The 22,218-nt window shown below is 36.7% G+C and carries 23 protein-coding genes and 1 other annotated feature; of the genes, 20 read left to right on the forward strand and 3 right to left on the reverse strand.

The window, feature by feature from the left end; all coding sequences use genetic code 11:
* The first annotated feature begins 6 nt into the window (after nt 1–6).
* The 17 genes from mreD to pheA all read left to right on the forward strand — a co-directional run bounded on the left by mreD (nt 7) and on the right by pheA (nt 15,883).
* Nucleotides 7–552, forward strand: a complete 546-nt coding sequence (gene mreD / locus AABL52_RS05210) for a rod shape-determining protein MreD (protein ID WP_000975756.1) — start codon at nt 7–9, stop codon at nt 550–552.
* Nucleotides 553–587: 35 nt separating this feature from the next.
* A complete protein-coding gene (minC, locus tag AABL52_RS05215; protein WP_000391511.1) occupies nt 588–1,274 on the forward strand; it encodes a septum site-determining protein MinC in 687 nt (228 codons plus the stop codon).
* A gap of 2 nt (nt 1,275–1,276) precedes the next feature.
* On the forward strand, nt 1,277–2,074 hold the full coding sequence (gene minD / locus AABL52_RS05220; RefSeq protein ID WP_000503310.1) for a septum site-determining protein MinD: 798 nt from the start codon (nt 1,277–1,279) through the stop codon (nt 2,072–2,074).
* 133 nt (nt 2,075–2,207) lie between these two features.
* Nucleotides 2,208–2,954: a stage IV sporulation protein SpoIVFA gene (spoIVFA, locus tag AABL52_RS05225; RefSeq protein ID WP_340421163.1), complete on the forward strand. Its 747-nt coding sequence runs from the start codon at nt 2,208–2,210 to the stop codon at nt 2,952–2,954.
* Nucleotides 2,947–3,807 (forward strand): stage IV sporulation intramembrane metalloprotease SpoIVFB, encoded by an 861-nt coding sequence (gene spoIVFB / locus AABL52_RS05230; protein ID WP_340421164.1) that lies wholly within the window; start codon nt 2,947–2,949, stop codon nt 3,805–3,807. Before spoIVFA ends, spoIVFB begins: the two co-directional genes overlap by 8 nt.
* Nucleotides 3,808–3,874: 67 nt before the next feature.
* On the forward strand, nt 3,875–5,263 hold the full coding sequence (locus AABL52_RS05235; protein WP_341519011.1) for an Rne/Rng family ribonuclease: 1,389 nt from the start codon (nt 3,875–3,877) through the stop codon (nt 5,261–5,263).
* 77 nt (nt 5,264–5,340) lie between these two features.
* Nucleotides 5,341–5,418, forward strand: a sequence feature (ribosomal protein L21 leader region).
* 14 nt (nt 5,419–5,432) lie between these two features.
* The gene (gene rplU, locus AABL52_RS05240) at nt 5,433–5,741 is read left to right on the forward strand and encodes a 50S ribosomal protein L21 (RefSeq protein WP_000270907.1); all 309 of its coding nucleotides are present in this window, start codon (nt 5,433–5,435) and stop codon (nt 5,739–5,741) included.
* Nucleotides 5,742–5,752: 11 nt separating this feature from the next.
* On the forward strand, nt 5,753–6,097 hold the full coding sequence (locus AABL52_RS05245) for a ribosomal-processing cysteine protease Prp (protein ID WP_002008596.1): 345 nt from the start codon (nt 5,753–5,755) through the stop codon (nt 6,095–6,097).
* A gap of 3 nt (nt 6,098–6,100) precedes the next feature.
* Nucleotides 6,101–6,391: a 50S ribosomal protein L27 gene (gene rpmA, locus AABL52_RS05250; protein ID WP_000944957.1), complete on the forward strand. Its 291-nt coding sequence runs from the start codon at nt 6,101–6,103 to the stop codon at nt 6,389–6,391.
* A gap of 63 nt (nt 6,392–6,454) precedes the next feature.
* Nucleotides 6,455–7,003 carry a sporulation initiation phosphotransferase B gene (locus AABL52_RS05255; protein ID WP_341519012.1) on the forward strand — a complete coding sequence of 183 codons (549 nt, stop codon included), beginning with the start codon at nt 6,455–6,457 and terminating at the stop codon, nt 7,001–7,003.
* A complete protein-coding gene (gene obgE, locus AABL52_RS05260) occupies nt 7,003–8,289 on the forward strand; it encodes a GTPase ObgE (protein ID WP_000497121.1) in 1,287 nt (428 codons plus the stop codon). Before AABL52_RS05255 ends, obgE begins: the two co-directional genes overlap by 1 nt.
* Before the next feature lie 135 nt (nt 8,290–8,424).
* A complete protein-coding gene (locus AABL52_RS05265; protein WP_000276710.1) occupies nt 8,425–9,132 on the forward strand; it encodes a response regulator transcription factor in 708 nt (235 codons plus the stop codon).
* Nucleotides 9,122–10,204 carry a HAMP domain-containing histidine kinase gene (locus tag AABL52_RS05270; RefSeq protein ID WP_341519013.1) on the forward strand — a complete coding sequence of 361 codons (1,083 nt, stop codon included), beginning with the start codon at nt 9,122–9,124 and terminating at the stop codon, nt 10,202–10,204. The genes AABL52_RS05265 and AABL52_RS05270 overlap by 11 nt, the downstream gene beginning before the upstream one ends.
* A 93-nt stretch (nt 10,205–10,297) precedes the next feature.
* Entirely contained in the window at nt 10,298–11,074 is a 777-nt protein-coding gene (locus AABL52_RS05275; RefSeq protein ID WP_341519014.1) for an ABC transporter ATP-binding protein, read from the forward strand.
* Nucleotides 11,049–12,971, forward strand: coding sequence for an ABC transporter permease (locus AABL52_RS05280; protein ID WP_341519015.1), 1,923 nt, complete (start codon nt 11,049–11,051; stop codon nt 12,969–12,971). Before AABL52_RS05275 ends, AABL52_RS05280 begins: the two co-directional genes overlap by 26 nt.
* A gap of 49 nt (nt 12,972–13,020) precedes the next feature.
* The gene (locus AABL52_RS05285; RefSeq protein ID WP_098238412.1) at nt 13,021–14,934 is read left to right on the forward strand and encodes an ABC transporter permease; all 1,914 of its coding nucleotides are present in this window, start codon (nt 13,021–13,023) and stop codon (nt 14,932–14,934) included.
* Between the two features lie 97 nt (nt 14,935–15,031).
* Nucleotides 15,032–15,883, forward strand: a complete 852-nt coding sequence (gene pheA / locus AABL52_RS05290; protein WP_341519016.1) for a prephenate dehydratase — start codon at nt 15,032–15,034, stop codon at nt 15,881–15,883.
* A gap of 93 nt (nt 15,884–15,976) precedes the next feature.
* Here pheA and AABL52_RS05295 read toward each other — a convergent pair whose 3' ends face one another.
* The 3 genes from AABL52_RS05295 to AABL52_RS05305 form a co-directional block, all read right to left on the reverse strand.
* A complete protein-coding gene (locus tag AABL52_RS05295) occupies nt 15,977–16,624 on the reverse strand; it encodes an MOSC domain-containing protein (RefSeq protein ID WP_000510685.1) in 648 nt (215 codons plus the stop codon).
* Nucleotides 16,625–16,707: 83 nt separating this feature from the next.
* The gene (locus AABL52_RS05300; RefSeq protein ID WP_000812271.1) at nt 16,708–17,250 is read right to left on the reverse strand and encodes a transcription repressor NadR; all 543 of its coding nucleotides are present in this window, start codon (nt 17,248–17,250) and stop codon (nt 16,708–16,710) included.
* On the reverse strand, nt 17,250–18,392 hold the full coding sequence (locus AABL52_RS05305; RefSeq protein WP_000973764.1) for an IscS subfamily cysteine desulfurase: 1,143 nt from the start codon (nt 18,390–18,392) through the stop codon (nt 17,250–17,252). The genes AABL52_RS05300 and AABL52_RS05305 overlap by 1 nt, the downstream gene beginning before the upstream one ends.
* Nucleotides 18,393–18,544: 152 nt before the next feature.
* Between AABL52_RS05305 and nadB the strand changes: the two genes are divergently transcribed.
* From nadB to nadA, 3 genes are read left to right on the forward strand one after another with little or no spacing between them, the layout of a single operon-like run.
* A complete protein-coding gene (gene nadB, locus AABL52_RS05310) occupies nt 18,545–20,074 on the forward strand; it encodes an L-aspartate oxidase (protein ID WP_341519017.1) in 1,530 nt (509 codons plus the stop codon).
* Nucleotides 20,075–20,093: 19 nt separating this feature from the next.
* Nucleotides 20,094–20,927, forward strand: coding sequence for a carboxylating nicotinate-nucleotide diphosphorylase (gene nadC / locus AABL52_RS05315; protein ID WP_098238413.1), 834 nt, complete (start codon nt 20,094–20,096; stop codon nt 20,925–20,927).
* A gap of 30 nt (nt 20,928–20,957) precedes the next feature.
* Nucleotides 20,958–22,064: a quinolinate synthase NadA gene (gene nadA / locus AABL52_RS05320; protein ID WP_000025331.1), complete on the forward strand. Its 1,107-nt coding sequence runs from the start codon at nt 20,958–20,960 to the stop codon at nt 22,062–22,064.
* Nucleotides 22,065–22,218 lie beyond the last annotated feature (154 nt).

Genomic DNA, 22,218 nt, shown 5'->3' on the forward strand with positions numbered 1-22,218 from the left:
GAAGAGATGATGAAGATTCTAAAAAGAGCAGCTCTTCCTCTTTTGCTCCTTTTTGTTTTTCTATTTGAAAATATGTTTGCTACTATTGTTCCAACAGAGGTTTTTTGGAAAGACAGTATAGCAGCACCTCATTTCTTTATAATTGCGTTATGTTTTATTACTGTGTACTATAGTCCGGTCCAAGGGATTTATTACGGACTATTATTTGGTTTCTTATTTGATACCGTATACACAGAACTTGTCGGTATATATATTTTTGCGTATCCGATTTTAGCTTATTTAGTTTATAGTGTGATGAAGATACTACAATTGAATTTATTTATTGTTGCTTCTATCGTACTAGCTAGCATTGTAGCACTAGAGTATTATGTGTATGGATTTTTAACTTTGTTAGGACGTACTCATATGTCAGCGTATGTCTTTTTCACAGATCGTCTCCTGTCTACTTTATTGCTAAATGCAATTTTCTTATTGATAGTTTGTTTCCCACTGAGACGATATTTAGTGCGTCTTTCAAAAGCGATGGAAGAAAAAGAAAAAAGGATTTTCTAATTTTATGTCGAATTGAATCGGTGGGGTGAACTTTAGTGGAAGAAAAAAAGCAACAAAATGTAACAATAAAAGGGACAAAAGACGGAATAACGCTTCATTTAGATGATTGTTGTTCATTCTCTGAATTACTGGAGGAATTGGATGAAAAGCTTTCTACACATTACTATGATGGTGATGGGCGCTCTTTAATTGAAGTGCATGTGAAAGTGGGAAATCGTTATTTAACAGAAGTCCAACAAGAAGAGATTCGTACGTTAATTCGTAATAAAAAGAATCTTGTTGTGGATTCAATTGAAAGTGATGTTATAACTAAAGCAGAAGCAATAGCTTGGAAAGAAGAAACAGAAATTGTCCCTATTTCCAAAATTGTTCGCTCTGGACAAGTTTTACATGTAAAAGGAAATTTATTGTTAATTGGAGATGTTAATCCAGGCGGAACGGTTATCGCTGGGGGGAATATTTTTGTCGTAGGATCATTAAGAGGAATTGCGCATGCTGGGTATTATGGGGATTCGGATGCTGTAATCGCTGCATCTGATATGAACCCGATGCAACTTCGAATTAGTGATGTGGCAATGCGGGCTCCGGAAGAGAAAGAAGACGGAGCGGAGGCGGCAGAATGTGCGTATATTAATGAGAACAATCACATTGTTGTCGATCGACTGCAACTTCTCACTCATCTTAGACCTAATTTAACAAAGTTAGAAAGGGGAATTGTATAGCTGTGGGAGAGGCAATAGTAATTACATCTGGAAAAGGCGGAGTAGGTAAAACTACAACGTCTGCGAACATTGGTACAGCCCTGGCGTTATCTGGAAAGAAAGTGTGCTTAATTGACACAGATATCGGTCTTCGAAACTTAGACGTAGTAATGGGGCTGGAAAATCGTATTGTATTTGATCTTGTTGATGTCGTTGAAGGGCGTTGCCGTTTACCTCAGGCGCTTATTAAAGATAAGCGTTTTGATGATCTTTATTTATTACCTGCAGCACAAACGAGTGATAAATCAGCGGTAACACCTGAACAAATGGATGAATTAATACAAGTATTACGTCAAGATTATGATTACATATTAATTGATTGTCCTGCGGGGATTGAGCAGGGATTTAAAAACGCGGTAGCTGGTGCGGATAAAGCAATCGTTGTTACGACGCCAGAAGTATCCTCAATGCGCGATGCGGATCGTATTATCGGGCTTTTAGAAAAAGAGGATATTGAACCACCGAAACTTGTTATTAATCGTGTGCGTAGTCATATGCTTCATGAGCAGGATATGTTAGATGTTGATGAAATCGTACGTACATTGTCAATCGAGCTTCTTGGTGTTGTCGAGGATGATGATGAAGTTATTCGTGCTACAAATACAGGTGAACCTGTAGCGTTGCAACCGAGCGGAAAAGCAGCGTTAGCTTATCGTAATATTGCAAGACGCTTGTTGGGTGAGAATGTACCATTGCAAGCATTTGAACAAGAAAAGGTATCGGTATTTACAAAGATGAAAAACTTCTTTGGAATTCGTTAAAAGCACTTCGCGCATATGCGAAGTGCTTTCTTTTTTCTTCACACGAATATCTTTCTTTCTTAGCTCATACATATGTACAAACTGTATACAACTGTTTCTAATTTAATTAGCTTAACGAAAGAAAGGAGACAGTATGAAGAATAGACGTGTAGAAGAAATTAAAAAACGGATTGCGAAAAGGAAGGCAGAGCAAGAAAGGATGGAGGAAGAGCAGTATTTTGCTGGAGGGAATTTCGATAGTGAAACAGTATTTATTGAAGATGGAGAAAAGGAAATTCATCCTTTATTTCGAAAAGAAGTATTTTTCTTCAAATTTTTGTTATCAGCAATATTAGTTCTCTCTGTCGCTATTTTATATAAGAATGCACCCTCTTCTTTCGACGGTGCAAAAGCTGTTACAGAAAAAGTGATGAAAGAAGAATTTCAGTTTGCTACTGTAGCGAAATGGTACGAAAAGCAGTTTGGAAAACCGCTCGTATTTTATTCACCTACTGAGAAAAAGGAAGGAACCATTCAGCAAAAAGATTATGCAATTCCTGCTTCAGGAAAGGTAATGCAAGGGTTTCAAAAAAATGGCCAAGGTGTATTTGTTCAAACAGCTACAAATGCAACTGTTGAGTCAGTGAATGAAGGGCTAGTTGTTTTTGCAGGAAAGAAAGAGGAACTTGGTAATACAGTTCAAATTCAGCATGCAGATGGAACGGAATCGTGGTATGCGAATTTAAATGACATGTCAGTGAAATTATATGATTACGTTTCAAAGAAACAAAAAATTGGAACGGTAAATAATGATGCAAATAATAAAAATGGTAAGTTTTATTTCGCGATAAAAAAGAATGAAAAATTTATTGACCCAATTCAGGTGATTTCATTTGATTAAATATAGAGAAGTTTTAACGAAGATTTCAGTGCATCCGTTGTTTTGGGTTATTATTGTCATTGGTATTTTTACGGCACGTTTTAAAGAGTTACTACTGTTATTTTGTATCGTTCTTATCCATGAACTTGGGCATGCCTTTGCGGCGGCACACTACAATTGGCGTATTAAAAAGATTCAACTTTTACCGTTTGGTGGTGTGGCTGAGCTTGAGGAACATGGGAATAAGTCATTGAAAGAGGAACTCGTTGTCGTAATTGCAGGACCTATACAACATATTTGGATGATGGCGGTAGGTTATATAGTGTTTGAAGCTGGTTGGCTGGGGGCGGATTTATATTATTTCTTTATATGGAATAATATAATCATTTTAGCATTTAATTTACTGCCTATTTGGCCGCTTGATGGCGGGAAAGTATTGTTTAACGTATTATCATATCGTTTTCCTTATTTACAAGCACATGAAAAGATGATGAAATTATCATGTGTTTTTTTTAGTGTAATACTAGTGTGGCAGTTACTTTGGAATAGTAACAATATTATGATGTGGGTACTACTCATATTTTTAGCAGTGTCGCTATATCAAGAGTGGAAACAAAGACAGTATGCCTTTATGCGTTTTTTATTAGAACGTTATTATGGGAACAAAAGAGGAATTGAAAAGATTGCACCTATTGAAGTGCAATCAGAAGATCATTTATATAAGATATTCACAAAATTTCGTAGAGGGTATAAGCACTCTATTATCGTTCATGGAAAATATAAAGAACATTACACATTGGATGAAAATGAATTACTCTATGCGTATTTTACTGAAAAACGAACAACTTCATCGGTTGAAGAATTAATCGGTTAGTGTTGACGATAGCACTAACCTTTTATTATTGTAAAAGCAAAGAAGATTATAAAGTGAGGAAAGAATTTTGAAAACGTTATATATGAACTACGCAGGATCGGAAAAACGCGTTGCAATTGAAGAGAAGAAAAAAATTGTTGAGTTTTTATGGAAACGAAATGAAGAACAAGAGATTGTTGGGCATATTTATGTCGGACGTATCGTAAGAACAATAGCTGGAATGAACGCAGCATTTGTAAACATCGGTTTAGAAAAACATGCGTATCTTTCATATGATGATGTACCATCTTCATATCGTATACATGAAGGGCAAGCGGTGCTCGTACAAGTTGTGAAAGAGGCAATTGATACGAAAGGGCCGAAGTTGACAGCAAACATAGAATTTACCGGGAAATATGTCGTTTATATGCCATATGATAAAATGCGTGCAGTTTCTCGAAAGATAAAAAATAATAAAAGAAGGCAACAGCTACTCCAAATTGAGGTAGAAGGGACAGGAGGGTACATTTTCCGCTCTGCTTCTGAAAAAGGAGAAATTGAAGAAATACAAGCTGAAATGCAAAGGTTACAGCAGTTATATGAAGAGTTAAAAAGAAAAGAGGACCAAGGAAAGGCGCCGTTACTACTTCATCGACCGGCCACCTTTTTAGATCGTGTATTTCAAGAGAATCCAATTGAAACGATTGAAAAAGTAGTTGTAGATACAAGAAGTATAGTGAAAGAATTAGAAGAAAAAGTAGGAAAAGAAAAAGTATCTTTTTATAATGAAAAATCGTCAATGTTTAACCATTTTGGAATAGAGCGTGAGATTGAGAAAGCACTTCAAAAAATTGTGTGGCTCCCGAATGGTGCTTATTTAATTGTGGAACAAATGGAGACGATGACTGTAATTGATGTGAATACGGGCAAGTTTACTGGAAAACAGAATTTACAAGATACAGTCCTTCGTACAAATGAGGCGGCAGCGGAAGAGATTGCACGTCAATTAAGACTGCGTGATATCGGTGGTATGATATTAATTGATTTTATTAATATGAAAAGAAGAGAAGATAAAGAAAAGGTAAGAGAATGTCTCATGGCTGCTATGAAAAATGATCGCACATATACAAGAGTGCTCGGTTTTACAGAGTTAGGGATTTTGGAGATGACACGTAAACGTAAGAAACATTCTTTACGCGACGTATTACTAGAAGAGTGTGTACCGTGCAAAGCGACGGGGTATGTAATGTCATATGAAACAATTGCGTATGAGTTAGAGAGAGAGCTAATTACATATGGCGATATAGAGGATGAGGCAGTATTAATTGCTGCACCTAAAGAATTACAAAAACAATTTTTGCAAAAAGAATTACAAAAAAATATTCCATTTGAAATTTATTTCAAAGATGATATGATCGAAAAGTACGCTATTATTCGTTTTGGAAGTAAAAAAGAAATTGTAGAACGGAAAAAATAGTTAGTAGAACTTTCATTGACAATAGTCAATGAATTATGGTAACATCTTTATGTTATAGTTTATAGCACCTAAACGGCTATATGCTACAACCGCACAAAACAGGTTCCCTAAAGACATTTATGTCTACCTCGTTTTTGGCGAGTCTTAGTAATTAAGAGGAGGTGCAAGTATGTACGCAATTATCGAAACAGGTGGAAAACAAATTAAAGTTGAAGCTGGTCAAGCAATCTACATTGAAAAATTAGATGTTGAAGCTGGTGAAACTGTTACTTTTGACAAAGTTCTTTTCGTTGGTGGCGAAAACGTTAAAGTTGGTAGCCCAGTTGTAGAAGGTGCAACAGTTACTGCGAAAGTTGAAAAACAAGGTCGCGCTAAGAAAATTATCGTTTTCAAATACAAAGCGAAAAAGAACAATCGTAAGAAACAAGGTCATCGTCAACCTTACACTAAGCTAGTTGTTGAAGCTATCAACGCTTAATCCAGGTTAACATGATTAAAATTACGATAAGTCGCACGAAATTAGGAAGTATCCAATCATTTAAAATGACTGGACATGCCAATTATGCGCCACATGGACAAGACCTTGTCTGTGCTGGAACTACAGCGGTTGTGTTTGGTTCTATAAATGCAGTGGAAGAGCTTTGTAATGTGCAGGCAACTATTGAACTCGGAAGTGATGGTGGATTCTTAACGTATGAATTGCCTAATGATTTAGACGTTCATACAGCAGAAAAAGCACAGATACTTTTAGAAGGATTGGTTGTTTCGCTTAAGACGATCGAACTTGATTACGGAAAGTATATCCGTTTAATAGAAAAAGTGCAGGAGGTGTAACGTATGTTAAGATTAGATCTTCAGTTTTTCGCATCTAAGAAAGGTGTAGGTAGTACAAAGAACGGTCGTGACTCTCAGTCAAAACGTCTTGGTGCTAAACGCGCAGATGGTCAAACGGTTTCAGGTGGTTCAATTCTTTACCGTCAACGCGGTACAAAAATTTATCCAGGTGTTAACGTTGGTCGTGGTGGCGATGACACTTTATACGCGAAAGTTGACGGCGTAGTACGCTTTGAGCGTCTTGGCCGTGACCGCAAACAAGTGAGCGTATATCCTGTTGCTCAAGAAGCATAAGAACTCACGGAAAACTCTAACCTGAGTGCAGGTTAGAGTTTTTCTATATTAAGGGGTATCTAAATGAATGAAAAATGGACAATTATAGATGCATTGCGCCATTCAAGACATGATTGGCTCAATCGTATGCAGATGGTGAAAGGAAACCTTTCCCTTGGAAAAGTGGAAGAAATTCATAGTCTCATCGATCGTTTTGTCCAAGAAGCGAGACAAGAATCCAATCTGATAGGGCTATCAATGCCTTTATTTTCAGAGTGGATTTTAACATATAATTGGAAACAGCAGCCGTGCTTATTGGAGTACGAAGTATTAGGGAATTTACATAACTTATCTCACTTAGATGAGACTGTATGTACATGGACGAATCAATTTTTCTCAATGCTTCAGCATAGTTTAGACGTATATGTTGAAAATTATGTTTGTATCACAATTGAATGTGACGCGGAGAATGCTCGTTTCTTTTTTGATTTTCGTGGTAAGCTAACGAGTGTAGAAGAACTACAGAATTGGCTTGCGACCCAAAACAATAAATGGTATTCCATTTCTTATACAGTACGAGACGAAGAAGTCTCAGTTATATTACAACCAATTGAAAAAAGTGTGGTGAAATAATGTTTGTAGATCAGGTCAAGATATATGTAAAAGGTGGCGACGGTGGTAACGGAATGGTTGCGTATCGTCGTGAGAAGTATGTACCTAAAGGTGGCCCAGCAGGTGGCGACGGTGGTAAAGGTGCAGATGTTGTTTTCGTTGTTGAGGAAGGCTTACGTACATTAATGGACTTCCGCTACCAACGTCATTTCAAAGCTGATCGTGGTCAGCACGGAATGAGTAAAGGTCAGCACGGTCGTAAATCTGAAGATTTAATCGTAAAGGTTCCACCAGGAACAATAGTAAAAGATGAAAAAACAGGACAAATTCTTGCCGATTTAGTAACGCATGAGCAAACAGCTGTAATCGCAAGAGGTGGTCGTGGTGGCCGTGGTAACTCACGTTTCGCAACAGCAACGAATCCAGCGCCAGAAATCGCTGAGAACGGGGAACCAGGTCAAGAACGTGATGTCATTCTAGAACTTAAAGTGCTAGCAGATGTTGGACTTGTTGGATTCCCAAGTGTAGGTAAATCTACATTATTATCTGTTGTATCATCAGCGCGTCCGAAAATTGCAGAGTATCACTTTACAACAATCGTTCCAAATCTTGGTGTTGTTGAAACGGGTGATAACCGCAGCTTCGTTATGGCTGACCTTCCAGGACTAATCGAAGGCGCACATGCCGGCGTTGGACTTGGACACCAATTCTTACGTCATATTGAGCGTACACGTGTAATCGTACACGTTATTGATATGTCTGGTTTAGAAGGCCGTGAGCCATATGAAGATTACGTAACAATCAATAATGAATTAAAAGAATACAATATGCGTTTAACAGAGCGTCCACAAGTTGTTGTTGCAAACAAAATGGATATGCCAGATGCAGAAGAAAACTTACAAGCATTTAAAGAGAAAGTGGGAGACGAAGTAAAAATCTTCCCAATCTCAGCTGTAACAAAACAAGGTGTTCGTGACTTACTATTTGAAGTAGCGAACTTATTAGAAACAACACCAGAATTCCCAATGTACGATGTTGTCGAAGAGTCTGAAGCAAGTGTAATGTACAAATTTGATGCTGAAAGTCTTAAATTTGAAATTACACGTGAAAGTGACGGCACATTTGTTATTTCTGGTTACGATATTGAGAAGACATTTAAAATGACAGACTTCTCACGTGATGAATCTATACGTCGTTTCGCTCGCCAAATGCGTGGAATGGGTATTGATGAAGCGCTTCGTGCACGTGGTGCAAAAGATGGAGATATTGTAAAAATTCTTGAATATGAATTTGAATTTATCGACTAAGACTGCCGAAATATGGCAGTCTTTTTTATGTAAATGTCTGATTCGTATAGGAAAAAATACCCACTAATTAAATTTTCAATTTATAATAGAACAAGGAGTGGTGTTGGAAGAATTTTTTATGGGGAGAAAACGAATATGTATAAAATATTAATTGTAGAAGACGATGAAAAAATAGCGGGAATATTAGAGGAGCATTTAGAAAGGTATGGCTATCAATCATTTAGAGCAAGTGATTTACGTCATATAAAAGATGAGTTCGTGAAAATAAATCCTCATCTCGTACTACTGGATATTAATTTACCATATTTTGATGGGTTTTATTGGTGTCGTCAAATACGTACTGTATCGAATGCACCAATTATTTTTGTTTCTGCAAGAACAGGGGAAATGGATCAAGTAATGGCAATTGAAAATGGCGGAGATGATTACATTACGAAGCCGTTCCATTTAGATATCGTAATGGCAAAGGTGAAAAGTGCACTCCGCCGTGGCTATGGTGAGTATGCCTCTGTTGCTGAGAGTGATTGTTTAGGTGTAAATGGATTGTTGTTATTCCCGTCACAACACATTGTTGAGTGGCAGGGGCAACAAACGGAGCTGACAAAAAATGAATTTTACTTATTAGAGTGTTTAATGAAACAAGCAAATCAATATGTAACGCGCGAAGAACTGTTAGAAGCTCTGTGGGATGAGGTAGCTTTTGTTGATGATAATACATTAACCGTTAATGTAAAACGCGTAAGGAAGAAACTAGAGGAGCTAGGCATTCAAAATGCAATTGTAACGAAACGTGGATATGGTTATGCGCTTCTTACAGAGTGGGGCGAAGGGCATGAAGGTTAAAAATTACCTCATGGACCGCTTTTCTTTACTTCTTTCTTATATTGTTAGCCTCTGTTTATTTGGGCTTGTAATGCAGTTGCAAAGTCTTTTAGAAAAACGATCCATTGATTGGAGTACGTGGTTATATGGGCTTTTATTAGGGACAGTTGTATTTACTGTATACCTCATTTACGATTATCGAAAACGAAGTGTGTTTTTAAAAAGAATTGAAAAATATGTTGCCAGCGGAAATACATTACACGATTCTTTACTTATTGATACTTCTTATACGTCAGAGCAAGAGATGGTCGTTGAATCGTTTACGCTATTAAGGCAGCAATATATGAATGAAATTCATAAACAACATGCGAAAGAACAACAGCAAATGATATTTATGAACCAGTGGATTCATCAAATGAAAACACCAGTATCGGTTATAGAATTGCTATTACAGAAGTTTGGTAAAGATCATCGTGAAGCAAGAGCAACAGTTGAAAGTATTCGTGAAGAAAATAACCGTATACTAAATGGTTTAGATTTAGCGTTACATATGGCAAGGTTAGAACAGTTTGCAAAAGATTATAAAGTAGAAGTAGTAAATGTAGTAGATATTATTCGAGGCATTATTAATGAAAATAGAAAGTTGTTCATTCAATCGTCTGTATTTCCGAAAGTAATGTTTGATGAAGATACTTGTATGGTTGCATCTGATAGAAAATGGCTCAGTATTGCTATAGGGCAAATTGTTGTAAATGCAATTAAGTATACGAAAATTTCAGAAGTAGAGAAAAAGGAAATTCAATTTCAAATTGAAGAGAAAGATCAAAAGGTGTTATTACATATTAAGGACAATGGAATTGGTATTCCAGAGCAAGATATAAAGCGAGTATTTGATCCGTTCTTTACAGGAATAAATGGCCGTAAAACGAGAGAAGCGACTGGAATGGGTTTATATATTACGAAGGAAATTTGCGATAATTTACATCACGGTATTTATGTGCAATCGGCTGAAGGAGAAGGGACAACATTCACCTTCCAATTTGCAAAAGATGAAGAATATCATACATTAATGAGAAAAATGACAAAACTGTAAGATAACAAAACGTTTTGTAAGGGAAATCACTCGTTTCTATTTCTTATTTTTCTTATAGTAAATGTAAGAAGAAAACACATAGGGGGATTAGAAATGAGTGTTCTTGAAGTAAAAGGATTAACGAAGGTGTACCAATCAAAAGGTTCAGTAGCGACGACTGCTTTAAATGATATAAATTTTAAAATAGAAGAAGGCGAATTTGTAGGGATTATGGGTCCTTCAGGAAGCGGGAAAACAACGCTTTTAAACTTATTAGCAACAATAGATAAGCAAACTTCAGGTCATGTGCTTGTAAATGGCGAAGCAATTAATCAAATGCGTGCTGCAAAATTAGCGGAGTTTCGCCGTACACATTTAGGATTCATCTTCCAAGATTTTAACTTGCTTGACACGTTATCGATTAAAGAAAATATTATTTTACCACTTGTCATGGCGAAGAAATCTGTAAATGAAATCGATGCGAAAGTGCTTGAGATTGCAAAGTTTTTAAATATCGAAGAAATTTTAAATAAAAAAGTATATGAAGTATCAGGCGGACAACAACAACGTGCAGCAGCAGCGAGAGCAATTATTCATGAGCCTACGTTGATTTTAGCGGATGAACCAACTGGAAACTTAGATTCGAAGTCAGCAAAATCATTAATGAGCGCGTTGCAAGACTTACATGAACAAAAGAAAGTGACAATTGCAATGGTAACGCATGATCCGGTAGCTGCGAGTTATTGCGAACGTATTCTATTCATTCGGGACGGAGAAATTTTCTCAGAAATACATAAAGGAAGAACGAAACAAGCCTTTTTCCAAGAAATTTTGGACGTACTTGCGATGCTAGGAGGAGAGTATCATGAACTTTCGCCAGCTCGCGCTTAATAACGTAAAAGGAAATTGGCGTAATTATAAAGCGTTTCTTATAAGCAGTTGCTTATCGATAGTCGTATTTTTCATGTATGCTTCCTTTATTTATCATCCAGATGTCGTAAGCGGTAATATTAGTATGAAGACGATGATTACAAAAGGATTAGAATCGATGAATTATATTGTAGTCATCTTCTCAGCACTCTTTATTTTATATGCAAATTCAACATTTTTACGAGCAAGGAAAAAAGAGTTTGGTCTATTAACATTAATAGGCGGAACGAAGTCTCAACTTGGCCGAATGATTATATTAGAACAATTGATGTTAGGTAGTATTGCCATTGTAGCAGGTATTGGAATTGGAATGCTTTGTTCAAAATTGTTTTTCCAAGCACTGAGTGTATTACTAAAAATTGATAAAACACTTCCGCTTGTATGGAATAGCAAAGCAGTTCTTATTACAGCTGGTGTGTACTTTATTCTATTTTTAATCCTATCATTGTTTAGCGTTTGGACAGTAGGGCGCTTGCAAATTATTGATTTATTAAGAGAAGCAAGAAAGCAAAAAGTAGAGCCTTTTGCATTTACATGGTTATGTGTAGCCGGTATAGGATGTATCATTGGTGCATATGTCCTTTGCTTCCAAGTAACAATTATGAATTTTATTATGTATTTCTTACCGATTGTAGGATTGACCATTGGCGGAACGTATTTACTATTTACACAAGGTAGTACAGTCGTATTAAAGACATTACAAAAACGAAAAAAATCTTTTTATACATATCCAAATATGTTTGTACTTAGCAACCTTATTTATAAAATGAAAGATAATGCTCGTTTTCTATTTGTAATTTCTATCATTACGGCGGTTGTTTCTTCAGCGGTAGGTACGCTTTATGTATATTTTGAAAATATGAGTGCGAAAACGGTAGAGCTTACGCCGCATGCTATTTCGTATGAAGAAAAGGGAATAAATACGCATAGCCTTATTAATGAAGAAAGAGAACAAGAAATTGTAAAAAAACATGGGTTTGAAGATGCACGAAAAGTAACTTACGTAAAACTACCTGCAACAAAGAAAATAATGTTGTTTAACAGTGAACATGAAGTACCTATGGCGGTTATTTCAGAAAAAGAATATAACGCGGAAGTGCGTAAACAAAAGAAAGAGCAAATTACAGAGGTTCATAACGCACCAGGTAGTGCGACGATGGTTATGGTTGATGCAGCAAATGAACTTATGAAAATAGATCGTACGAAACCGTATGAATTTACAATTAACGGACAAAAGCAGTCTGTTCAATTAAATGAGACAACGTCATATTCTGTTTTTAACGATAGTGAATATCTTATTGTGAATGATCAAGATTTTGAGAAATACGCAAAGCTCGTACCAGATGAAGAAAAGACGAAATATTACGGTTATTATATAGAAGACTGGAAAAGTACGGAAGACCTTGTGTTAGATTTGAAAAAGGAAGTTGCGCCGGATAAGCAAGGGGAATTAAATAACTCGGTGCTCGCTTATAAAAATATAAGGGAATCAGGAGCAATTACGATGTTTATCGGTTTCTTTGTAGCTGTACTGTTCTTCTTCTTCGCTTGTAGTATGACATACTTTAAGTGGTTTAACGATAAAGAACAAGATCGTATTCAATTTAAATCGTTAAAGAGAATCGGTATGACAGATAAAGAAATTCGTAAAATTGCAATTCGACAAATGGGCGTTATCTTTTTTATCCCGATTATAATCGGTGCAATTCATAGTGGATTTGCTCTTTATACGTTAGGGAATATGCTTTATATCGATTTATGGAAATCAGGTGCGATTGTAATTGGAGCATATATTTTAGCTTCTGCCATTTACTTTATGATTGCGCAAAGAGGATATTTAAAACACGTAAAAAGCTAGGGGAATCTCTAGCTTTTTGCCTATGTAGTAAGTTACAGGAGGACGATAGATGAACATTCGGCAACTAGCGCTGCAAAATATAAAAGGGAATTGGCGTAATTATAAAGTGTTTTTCTTAAGTAGTTGTTTTGCGATATTTGCTTCTTATGCATACATGTCTGTCATTGTACATCCGTATATGCAAGAGACAATGTGGTATCAAAACGTACGCTGGGGACTTATCGTATGTAATGTTATAATCATTTCTTTTTTCGTCATATTTATTTTGTACTCTACTTCTATTTTCATAGAGGCACGTAAGAAAGAATTAGGATTATATATGTTAATGGGAGCAACGAAATCTAACGTAATAGGAGTGATTATGACCGAGCAAATGTTGATCGGGGTATTTGCTAATATTTTCGGCATTGGGCTTGGTATGATCTTTTTAAAGCTCTTCTTCATGGTGTTTAGTATGTTACTGGGGCTTCCGAAAGAACTCCCTGTCATATTTGACGTGAGAGCGATTTGGGTAACGTTCATTACATATATGGTTGTTTTTATTTTGTTATCTTTTATAAGTGCTTTACGTATATGGAATATAAAAATCATTCGGTTATTGAAAGAATTTCGAACGGATAAAAAAGAGAAGAAAACATCAATGTGGCTTTGTACATGCGGCTTTATTTGTTTAGGGACAGGATACGCGTTAGCGCTACGAGTGACGATGGAAACGATAGGATTATATTTTTTCCCTGTGTCTATACTTGTCTTTTTCGGAACGTACTTTTCTTTTACACACGGTACAATCCAATTGTTAGAAATGATTAAACGAAATAAAAAGATTATGTATACATACCCGTATTTATTTATAGTGAATCAATTGTCATATCGAATGAAAGAAAATGGTCGCTTTTTCTTTATGCTTTCTATGGCAACGACGTTTGTAGTTACGGCAACAGGTACGGTGTTCTTATATTTTTCTAGCATGCAAGATATGTGGCGGGATGGGGGCGCGCACTCATTTTCATATATAGAAAAAGGTGTTTCTACCCATGAAGTCTTTGAGGAGGATGCGGTTGAAAAGTTACTACATCAGTATGGGTATGATGATTTTCAATCTATGAGTTTTGTTGGAGTGTATGCATCCTTTCAGTCTAATAAAGGAGAAACAACAATAGCACCGCTTATAAAAGAAAGTGAATATAACCAAGAAGCGAGGAAACAAAAACAGAAAACATATCGTCCTAAAAAAGGTACAGTGACACTCGTGTATTATAATAAATACAATAATTCAAATGTATATAATCAAAAAGAGATTCAATTGCAAGTAATGAACCAACCATATCAATTCGTATTTAACGGTCAGAAAGAAGGGGTTCAATTTAACTATCACCTTTCGTACATTAATGGTCTGTTCTTCGTCATGAATGATGAAGATTTTGACAGTATAGCAAATAAGGTTCCGGATTCTGAAAAAATGATATATAGAGGATACACATTACCAAATATCGAAAATACGAAAAAATTAAATGAAGATTTACGGAAACATATGAAACAAGATGATAATAACGCATTTCGAAGTAATATGGAGTTATATGTGAATATGAAAGAGTTCGGCAATATTACTCTATTTATAGGCTCATTCATTAGTATATTATTTTTCCTTACATCATGTAGTATCGTATATTTTAAATGGTTTCATAATATTTCATCGGATAGAAAGCAGTACGGGGCACTCTCTAAACTGGGAATGACGAAGGAAGAAGTATGGAAGATTTCTCGCTGGCAATTGTGTATGCTATTTTTTGCGCCAATTATAGTGGGGAGTATGCATAGTGCGGTTGCGTTATATACGTTTCATAATACGATCTTTATGGATGGTTCATTAAGAAAAGTAGGCTTGTTTATTCTGTATTATATCGCTGCATGCATCATGTATTTCTTTTTCGCTCAAAGAGAATATAGGAAACATTTAGACTAGCGAACGCTAGTCTTTTTTTAAATATTCGAAATTTGCATAGAAGAATATAAAAAAGTATGGTATAACAGTAAGAAAACGAAAAAGAGGGGAAAAGACGATGATTCGAGTAGGATATTTAGGACCAGAAGCAACATTTACAAATATGGCGGTGAGTCGTTTTTTTCCAGAAGCAGAGCATGTACCGTATCGAACGATTCCAGATTGTATGGATGCAGCTGCAAATGGAAATGTAGATTATGCAGTGGTACCACTAGAAAACGCCATAGAAGGTTCAGTGAATATAACGGTTGATTATCTTGTACATGAGCAACCACTTTCTATTGTAGGAGAAATTACAGTACCCATTCAGCAACATTTACTTGTACATCCGCAGTATGCAGAATTGTGGGAAGAGGTATATGCAGTGCATTCTCATCCGCACGCTATTGCGCAATGTCATAAGTTTTTAAATGAAGAACTAAAAGGGGTAACTGTCCGAGATATGACATCAACAAGTGCTGCTGCACAATATGTGAAAGAACACCCTGAAGAAAAAATCGCTGCTATTGCGAATGAAGCAGCTGCAGAAAAATACGGATTAACGATCGTAAGACGTAGTATTCATACGCATAAAAATAATCATACACGCTTCCTTGTGCTTCATAAGAAAAAGAAAGCAATACTTCCAAATAACGGAGAAAACCGCGGAGAGAAAACGACGCTTATGATAACGTTACCTGCTGATTATGCAGGGGCACTATACCAAGTGTTATCAGCTTTCGCATGGAGAAAATTAAATCTATCAAAAATCGAATCTCGCCCGATGAAAACAGGTCTTGGTAATTATTTTTTCTTAATCGATGTCGATAAAGCATACGATGATGTATTATTGCCAGGCGTAACGATGGAACTTGAAGCACTCGGCTTTTCTGTTACTGTGCTGGGGAGTTATTCTTCTTATTGGTTGTAAAGGGGAGTATTTGTAGTTAAGTCGATATCATTTCAGTCGCTAGTATAATGTGCGATAGATAAATAAAATCCCACCTATAAATGGTGGGATTCTTTATTTTAATTTCGCAAGACGATCCTCTAACTGACCACGCCAAATATCGGCTAGTTCTGGAACAGCAAGAATCTTTTCAATGCCATCTTTATCTTTTCTATTATGAAAATAAATTTCGTTAGAGAACAAAACAGAAACGTTGCTCGGTTGACGTTCTAGTAATGTGATTTTTGAATCTTTACGTACAGTACCTTCTTGAAGAACACGGCATAAGTAGCCAGTAAATCCAGTTGCTACAATGCGCGGCAGTATGCCAGGGATGCCAAGACGTTTTGAAATTGTGCTACAAGGTACGCGGGCTTGCGTCACTTGAATGATTGCTTCACCTAGTTGATATGTATCTCCGATGCAAACATCACGTTCTAACATATTTGTTACGGTAATGTTTTCGCCAAATGTGGAAGCTGGAAGTGTTGTTTGAAATTCCTCTTCCCATAGTGCGTAATGCTCATGTGGGTATACACAAACAGCGCGATCAGGTCCCCCGTGATGTTTTAAATCCGCTACATCATCCCCACGAAATCCATCTTTTGAGAGGAAAGCTTCTTCTGCAAGTTCTTTACATATACCTGTTATCATTTCTTTATCTTCGCTATATTTCATTTGTTTCGGTTTGCCAATGCTAAAGTGAACGAGTTCAATTCCCATATTTGATCTCCTTTACGATTGATTACAATATTATAGCATTAAAAAAGCACAGAGAAGGATAAAAACTCTGTGCTTTACATGAATTAATAAACAAGAAATCCTGCTTTATCTAGTGCCTCACAAGCAGCGTCTAACTTTTCTTTTGAATCTGCCTCAATTGTATGTAAGTGAATACCATCTGTTAGTTGCGAAAGATAGGAAGCATTTGTGTTTTCGATTTTTTGTAAATATTGCTCTACATCAAAGCGATTACTTACCATGATGGATGCTGTTAAGTCACCGTATACAGGATGCTCAACTTTTACATCTTTAATCGTAATGCCGTGGTCAACAAGCATTGTAAGTTCCTGACGTACTTCCGCTGGTTTATGTTGGCATACGATTACGCGTTCGAAAGCTTGTTGTTTCTCTTGTGGTTTTAAATATAAATATCCTTGAGCGGTTGCAATAATCGGTTCGTTTCGTGCTTTAAGTAAGGAAATATCTTGCACGATCACTTGTCGACTTACGTTTGTCTTTTTCGATAATTCATTCCCAGATAACGGTTCATTTGCAGCAAGAAGCCACTGAAGGATAAGCTGTCGTCTTTCTTCGCCTAAAATCTTTTTTTGTTCATTTTGTTTCATTATGATTTAACACCTCTATAAAATTGATTTCCAATTGTGTGTAGTGCATGAATAGTAGTATCAATTTGATCTTTCGTTGTTTGTTGTCCGAAAGAGAAGCGGACATATTGTTTCGCCTCTTCATACGTTTTTCCAATTGTAAGCATTGTTTTCGAAGGTTCTTGTTTACCGACTTGGCAAGCACTTCCGGTGGAAATGGCAATACCATGACGATTACATTCTAGCATTGTATATTGACCTTCTATTCCTTTTATTGTAACCCCAATAATATGTGGTAAACAAGAAGTAGAATGACCTTCTACTTGAATTTCTAGAGGAAGTGTTTGTAATCGCTCTAAAAAGTAGGATCGTAACTCTTTAAAACGTAAGCTTTCTTCCTGTTGATTTTTTAATATATTCTCAGCAGCTGTTAAAAAAGATGCGATGCCAGGAACGTTTACTGTACCTGGGCGAAACCCTTTTTCGTGAGAAGTTCCCGGAAATATTTGTGCCCAGCGAACTTGTGGATTTATATAGCAAGCACCGACACCCTTTGGTCCGTATATTTTATGTGCTGAAACAGAAAGACTATCAATTCCCATCTCAAAAACATTGATAGGAAGTTTACCAAATGTTTGCACACAATCTGAATGAAATAAAACGTTATATTTCTTTAAAAGTGCCCCGATTTCTGCGATGTTTTGAACGGTTCCAATTTCAGAGTTTCCGTGCTGTATGCTTGCTAGAACGGTATTTTCTGTAATAGCTGTTTCTAAATCATCTAAATGAATGAGCCCGCCTTCATCAACAGGAATTTCAGTAATTGTATACCCTTCTGATTGTAAGGATTGAAAATAACTTCGAATGGATGCATGCTCCATAGGTGTCGTAATAATATGTTTCTCGCTTCTAGCCTTTAAAAGGGATTGAATCGCAAGGTAGTTGGATTCCGAGCCGCCGCTCGTGAAGAATACCCCTTGTTCCTTTCCACCAATCATGTCAGCAAATGTTTTTCTGCAAACTTGTAGTAAAGAAGAAGCTGTTCCTCCAATATCATGTAAACTTTGTTCATTTCCGAAGTATTGCGATGCTGCTTTCATATATGTTTGTAACGCCTCTTCACTCATAGGTGTAGTAGCTGCATAGTCAAGATATATCATCATGTAAGTTCCTCTCCCTAGTAAGAGTTACATTTCTTGTATTTTTTAAATGGTAGTGAAAATAAGAATTATAAAAAAACTCTTGTCATTATTTTAAAACTATGTAAATATAGGTGTCAAGACAGTTGAAAAGTGTAAAGTAGGAGGCAACGATTATGCCAAGTGCAGATGTCTTAATTATTGGAAGTGGCGTTGCGGCACTTCGTGTTGCGAAAGAGATTTGTCACGAAAAGAATGTGATTATTATCACAAAGGAAACGAATCGTAATAATAATACATATTTAGCGCAAGGTGGAATTGCAGCAGCATTTGCTACATATGACAATCCAAATGATCATTTTGAAGATACGTTAGTAGCAGGATGTCATTATAACAATGAAGATGTGGTCCGTTATTTAGTCGAAGAAGGGCCGAAAGAAATGAATAATCTCATTGGAAATGGAATGAAATTTGATGGAGATGAAACGGGTCCTCATCTTGGAAAAGAAGGCGCACATCGAAAGCGTCGTATTTTACATGCAGGTGGCGATGCAACAGGAAAGAATTTATTAGAGCATTTCATTCAAGAAGTATCTCCGCACGTTACGGTAGTGGAACAGGAAATGGTGCTCGATTTTATTATAGAAAATGATAAATGTGTTGGAGTTTTAACGAGAACTAGTGAAGGGAAGTTGAAGCGTTACGTTGCAGATTATACGGTGTTAGCAACAGGTGGGATTGGCGGTTTATACGCCTTTACTTCTAACGATAAGACAATTACGGGTGATGGACTTGCGATGGTATACCGCGCAGGCGGGGAGCTCGTGGATTTAGAGTTTGTACAATTTCATCCAACAATGTTATATGCAAACGGGAGATGCTGCGGCCTCGTCTCTGAAGCTGTCCGTGGTGAAGGAGCTGTCCTTATAAATGGAAAAGGGCAGCGTTTTATGATGGATATACACCCGAATCACGATCTCGCGCCACGCGATGTAGTAGCAAGAGCGATTCATGAGCAGCTTTTGGCGGGTGAAAAAGTGTATGTAAATATCGAGTCTATCCAAAATTTCGAAGAACGTTTTCCGACTGTATCATCATTGTGTAAAAAGAATGGTGTCGATATAAATGAAAAACACATTCCGGTCGTACCTGGTGCTCATTTTCATATGGGTGGCGTGAAAACGAACTGTGATGGAGAGACGTCCATTCCAAATTTATATGCGGTTGGTGAAGTAGCTTGTAATGGCGTTCACGGTGCAAATAGGTTAGCAAGTAATTCATTATTAGAAGGTCTTGTGTTTGGAAAAAGAATAGGACAACATATTTTAACGAAAGCGGCAAAAGACAGATTGAACATCCTAGCTGAGAAGGAAAAGAAGTTTATCGTTTTGAATCATTTGCCGGCGAAGGAAGAAATACAAGAATGCATGATGAAATACGTTGGGATTGTGCGAACAGAGCAAAGTTTATCTTCCGCAAAGAGATGGCTTAGTAAGTACGGTGTTCGAAATATGATCTTACAACATGATGCTCTTACAAATGAAGAGATAACGCTCATTAATATGTTAACAGTCTGTGAGCTTATAGTTGTATCAGCTTTGCAAAGAGAAGAAAGCATTGGTGGTCATTATCGAAGTGATTATCCGGATAGAAATAGAGTAAAAAAAGAGATCGTTCGAGTGAAAAGAAAACTACAACTTGTGTGATGAAGGGAAGAGGGGCTTTATGAACACGATAAAAGTGAAAGAAGCATTAAATCGATTTTTTCTAGAAGATATAGGAGAACGAGATGTAACATCTCAGCTTATTTTTCCAGACAATTTACTTTCAAAAGGAACGTTTCTTGCGAAGGATACAGGGGTCTTTGCGGGGCGTTTAGTAATTGAAGAAGGATTTAAATTAATTGATGAAAGAATTGAAGTGGAGCTTCATAAAAAAGATGGAGATCTTGTAGAAAAGGGCGAAATAATAGCAACTGCGCAAGGACCAATTGCGTCGTTATTAACGGCAGAGCGCGTTATATTAAACGTTATCCAGCGTATGAGCGGGATAGCTACGATGACACATAAAGCTGTGCTTGCGTTAGATAGCGGCCATACACGTATTTGTGATACACGAAAAACAATGCCGGGGCTACGTATGTTTGATAAGTATGCAGTCGTGTGCGGAGGCGGATTTAATCACCGTTTCGGTTTATATGACGGTGTCATGATTAAAGACAATCATATTGCTTTTGCTGGTTCTATTACGAAAGCTGTTACATCGGTGAAAGAAAAATTAGGACATATGGTGAAAGTAGAAGTGGAAACAGAAACAGAGGAACAAGTGAGAGAAGCTGTAGCTGCTGGTGCTGATATCATTATGTTTGATAATCGTACGCCAGATGAGATTCGGGAGTTTTCAAAGATTGTACCAAGTGCCATCGTTACGGAAGCATCAGGAGGCATTATAATTGAAGATTTATCGGAATATGGAAAAACAGGTGTTGATTATATTTCACTTGGAGCGTTAACACATTCAGTGAAAGCACTTGATATTAGTTTCAATATTGAGGCGTAAGGAAAGTGGCTTAGAGGGGGAGAAAGGAATATGAGTATTTTAGAAAACGTACAACCGATTGAAACGATGTTACCAGAGCGTTATTACACGATGACAACAGAAGATATGGAAAAGCGTGTTCGTGAAATTAAAGAAAAAATGGGGAAAACATTATTTATTCCAGGACATCATTACCAAAAAGATGAAGTGGTACAATTTTCTGATGCAGCAGGAGATTCACTTCAGCTTGCACAAGTTGCAGCGAGCAATAAAGAAGCAAAATATATTGTATTTTGTGGTGTGCACTTTATGGCAGAAACAGCAGATATGTTAACGACAGACGATCAAATCGTTATTTTGCCAGATATGCGTGCAGGCTGTTCGATGGCAGATATGGCAGATATCGAACAAACAGAAAGAGCGTGGAAAGAGCTCACAAAATTATTTGGAGATACGATGATTCCGTTAACTTATGTTAACTCTACAGCTGCAATTAAAGCGTTTTGTGGTCGTAATGGCGGAGCAACAGTAACTTCTTCTAATGCAAAACAAATGGTATCTTGGGCGTTTACACAAAAAGAGCGTCTTGTCTTTTTACCGGATCAACATTTAGGAAGAAATACAGCGTACGATTTAGGTATCCCGTTAGATAAAATGGCAGTATGGGACCCGCATACAGATTCATTAGAGTACGATGGAGATATAGAAGAAATTCAAGTGATTTTATGGAAAGGGCATTGTTCGGTTCATCAAAACTTTACAGTGAAAAATATTGAGAATGTACGGAAAAATCATCCGGATATGAATATTATCGTACATCCAGAATGTTGTTATGAGGTTGTTGAGGCTTCGGATTACGCAGGATCAACGAAATATATTATTGATATGATTGAAGCAGCGCCCCTTGGAAGTAAATGGGCAATTGGTACAGAGATGAATTTAGTGAACCGAATTATTCAGCAACATCCAGATAAAGAAATTGTTTCACTTAATCCATTTATGTGTCCGTGTTTAACGATGAACCGAATTGATCTGCCGCACTTATTATGGGTGCTTGAAACAGTAGAAAAAGGAGAAGAAATTAACGTTATTAGCGTAGATAAACAAGTGACCGAAGAAGCGGTTCTTGCATTAAATCGTATGTTAGAGCGTGTGTAAAGCAGCGGGATTTCCGTTGCTTTTTTTCGTACATATAATCATAACGAGAATGAAATGGGCATACATTGTTGTGAAGAAATCATTGCGATTTTTTTATACTTATTCCACTTCGAACTATATTGAAAATAGAAGAAGTGTTAAAAGTGAAAAGAAG

Origin of the sequence: Bacillus paramobilis (assembly GCF_038096195.1) — a bacterium.
Classification (GTDB): domain Bacteria; phylum Bacillota; class Bacilli; order Bacillales; family Bacillaceae_G; genus Bacillus_A; species Bacillus_A mobilis.

Excerpts from the sequence above, each read along its gene's own strand:
- mreD (WP_000975756.1), top strand. The coding sequence starts at position 7 with ATGATGAAGATTCTAAAAAGAGCAGCTCTTCCTCTTTTGCTCCTTTTT.
- AABL52_RS05300 (WP_000812271.1), bottom strand. The coding sequence starts at position 17,250 with ATGAAACAAAATGAACAAAAAAAGATTTTAGGCGAAGAAAGACGACAG.
- rplU (WP_000270907.1), top strand. The coding sequence starts at position 5,433 with ATGTACGCAATTATCGAAACAGGTGGAAAACAAATTAAAGTTGAAGCT.
- AABL52_RS05295 (WP_000510685.1), bottom strand. The coding sequence starts at position 16,624 with ATGGGAATTGAACTCGTTCACTTTAGCATTGGCAAACCGAAACAAATG.
- nadC (WP_098238413.1), top strand. The coding sequence starts at position 20,094 with ATGAACACGATAAAAGTGAAAGAAGCATTAAATCGATTTTTTCTAGAA.
- AABL52_RS05265 (WP_000276710.1), top strand. The coding sequence starts at position 8,425 with ATGTATAAAATATTAATTGTAGAAGACGATGAAAAAATAGCGGGAATA.
- pheA (WP_341519016.1), top strand. The coding sequence starts at position 15,032 with ATGATTCGAGTAGGATATTTAGGACCAGAAGCAACATTTACAAATATG.
- nadB (WP_341519017.1), top strand. The coding sequence starts at position 18,545 with ATGCCAAGTGCAGATGTCTTAATTATTGGAAGTGGCGTTGCGGCACTT.
- AABL52_RS05255 (WP_341519012.1), top strand. The coding sequence starts at position 6,455 with ATGAATGAAAAATGGACAATTATAGATGCATTGCGCCATTCAAGACAT.
- spoIVFA (WP_340421163.1), top strand. The coding sequence starts at position 2,208 with ATGAAGAATAGACGTGTAGAAGAAATTAAAAAACGGATTGCGAAAAGG.
- obgE (WP_000497121.1), top strand. The coding sequence starts at position 7,003 with ATGTTTGTAGATCAGGTCAAGATATATGTAAAAGGTGGCGACGGTGGT.
- rpmA (WP_000944957.1), top strand. The coding sequence starts at position 6,101 with ATGTTAAGATTAGATCTTCAGTTTTTCGCATCTAAGAAAGGTGTAGGT.
- AABL52_RS05275 (WP_341519014.1), top strand. The coding sequence starts at position 10,298 with ATGAGTGTTCTTGAAGTAAAAGGATTAACGAAGGTGTACCAATCAAAA.
- AABL52_RS05270 (WP_341519013.1), top strand. The coding sequence starts at position 9,122 with ATGAAGGTTAAAAATTACCTCATGGACCGCTTTTCTTTACTTCTTTCT.
- AABL52_RS05285 (WP_098238412.1), top strand. The coding sequence starts at position 13,021 with ATGAACATTCGGCAACTAGCGCTGCAAAATATAAAAGGGAATTGGCGT.
- nadA (WP_000025331.1), top strand. The coding sequence starts at position 20,958 with ATGAGTATTTTAGAAAACGTACAACCGATTGAAACGATGTTACCAGAG.
- AABL52_RS05280 (WP_341519015.1), top strand. The coding sequence starts at position 11,049 with ATGAACTTTCGCCAGCTCGCGCTTAATAACGTAAAAGGAAATTGGCGT.
- AABL52_RS05305 (WP_000973764.1), bottom strand. The coding sequence starts at position 18,392 with ATGATGATATATCTTGACTATGCAGCTACTACACCTATGAGTGAAGAG.
- AABL52_RS05245 (WP_002008596.1), top strand. The coding sequence starts at position 5,753 with ATGATTAAAATTACGATAAGTCGCACGAAATTAGGAAGTATCCAATCA.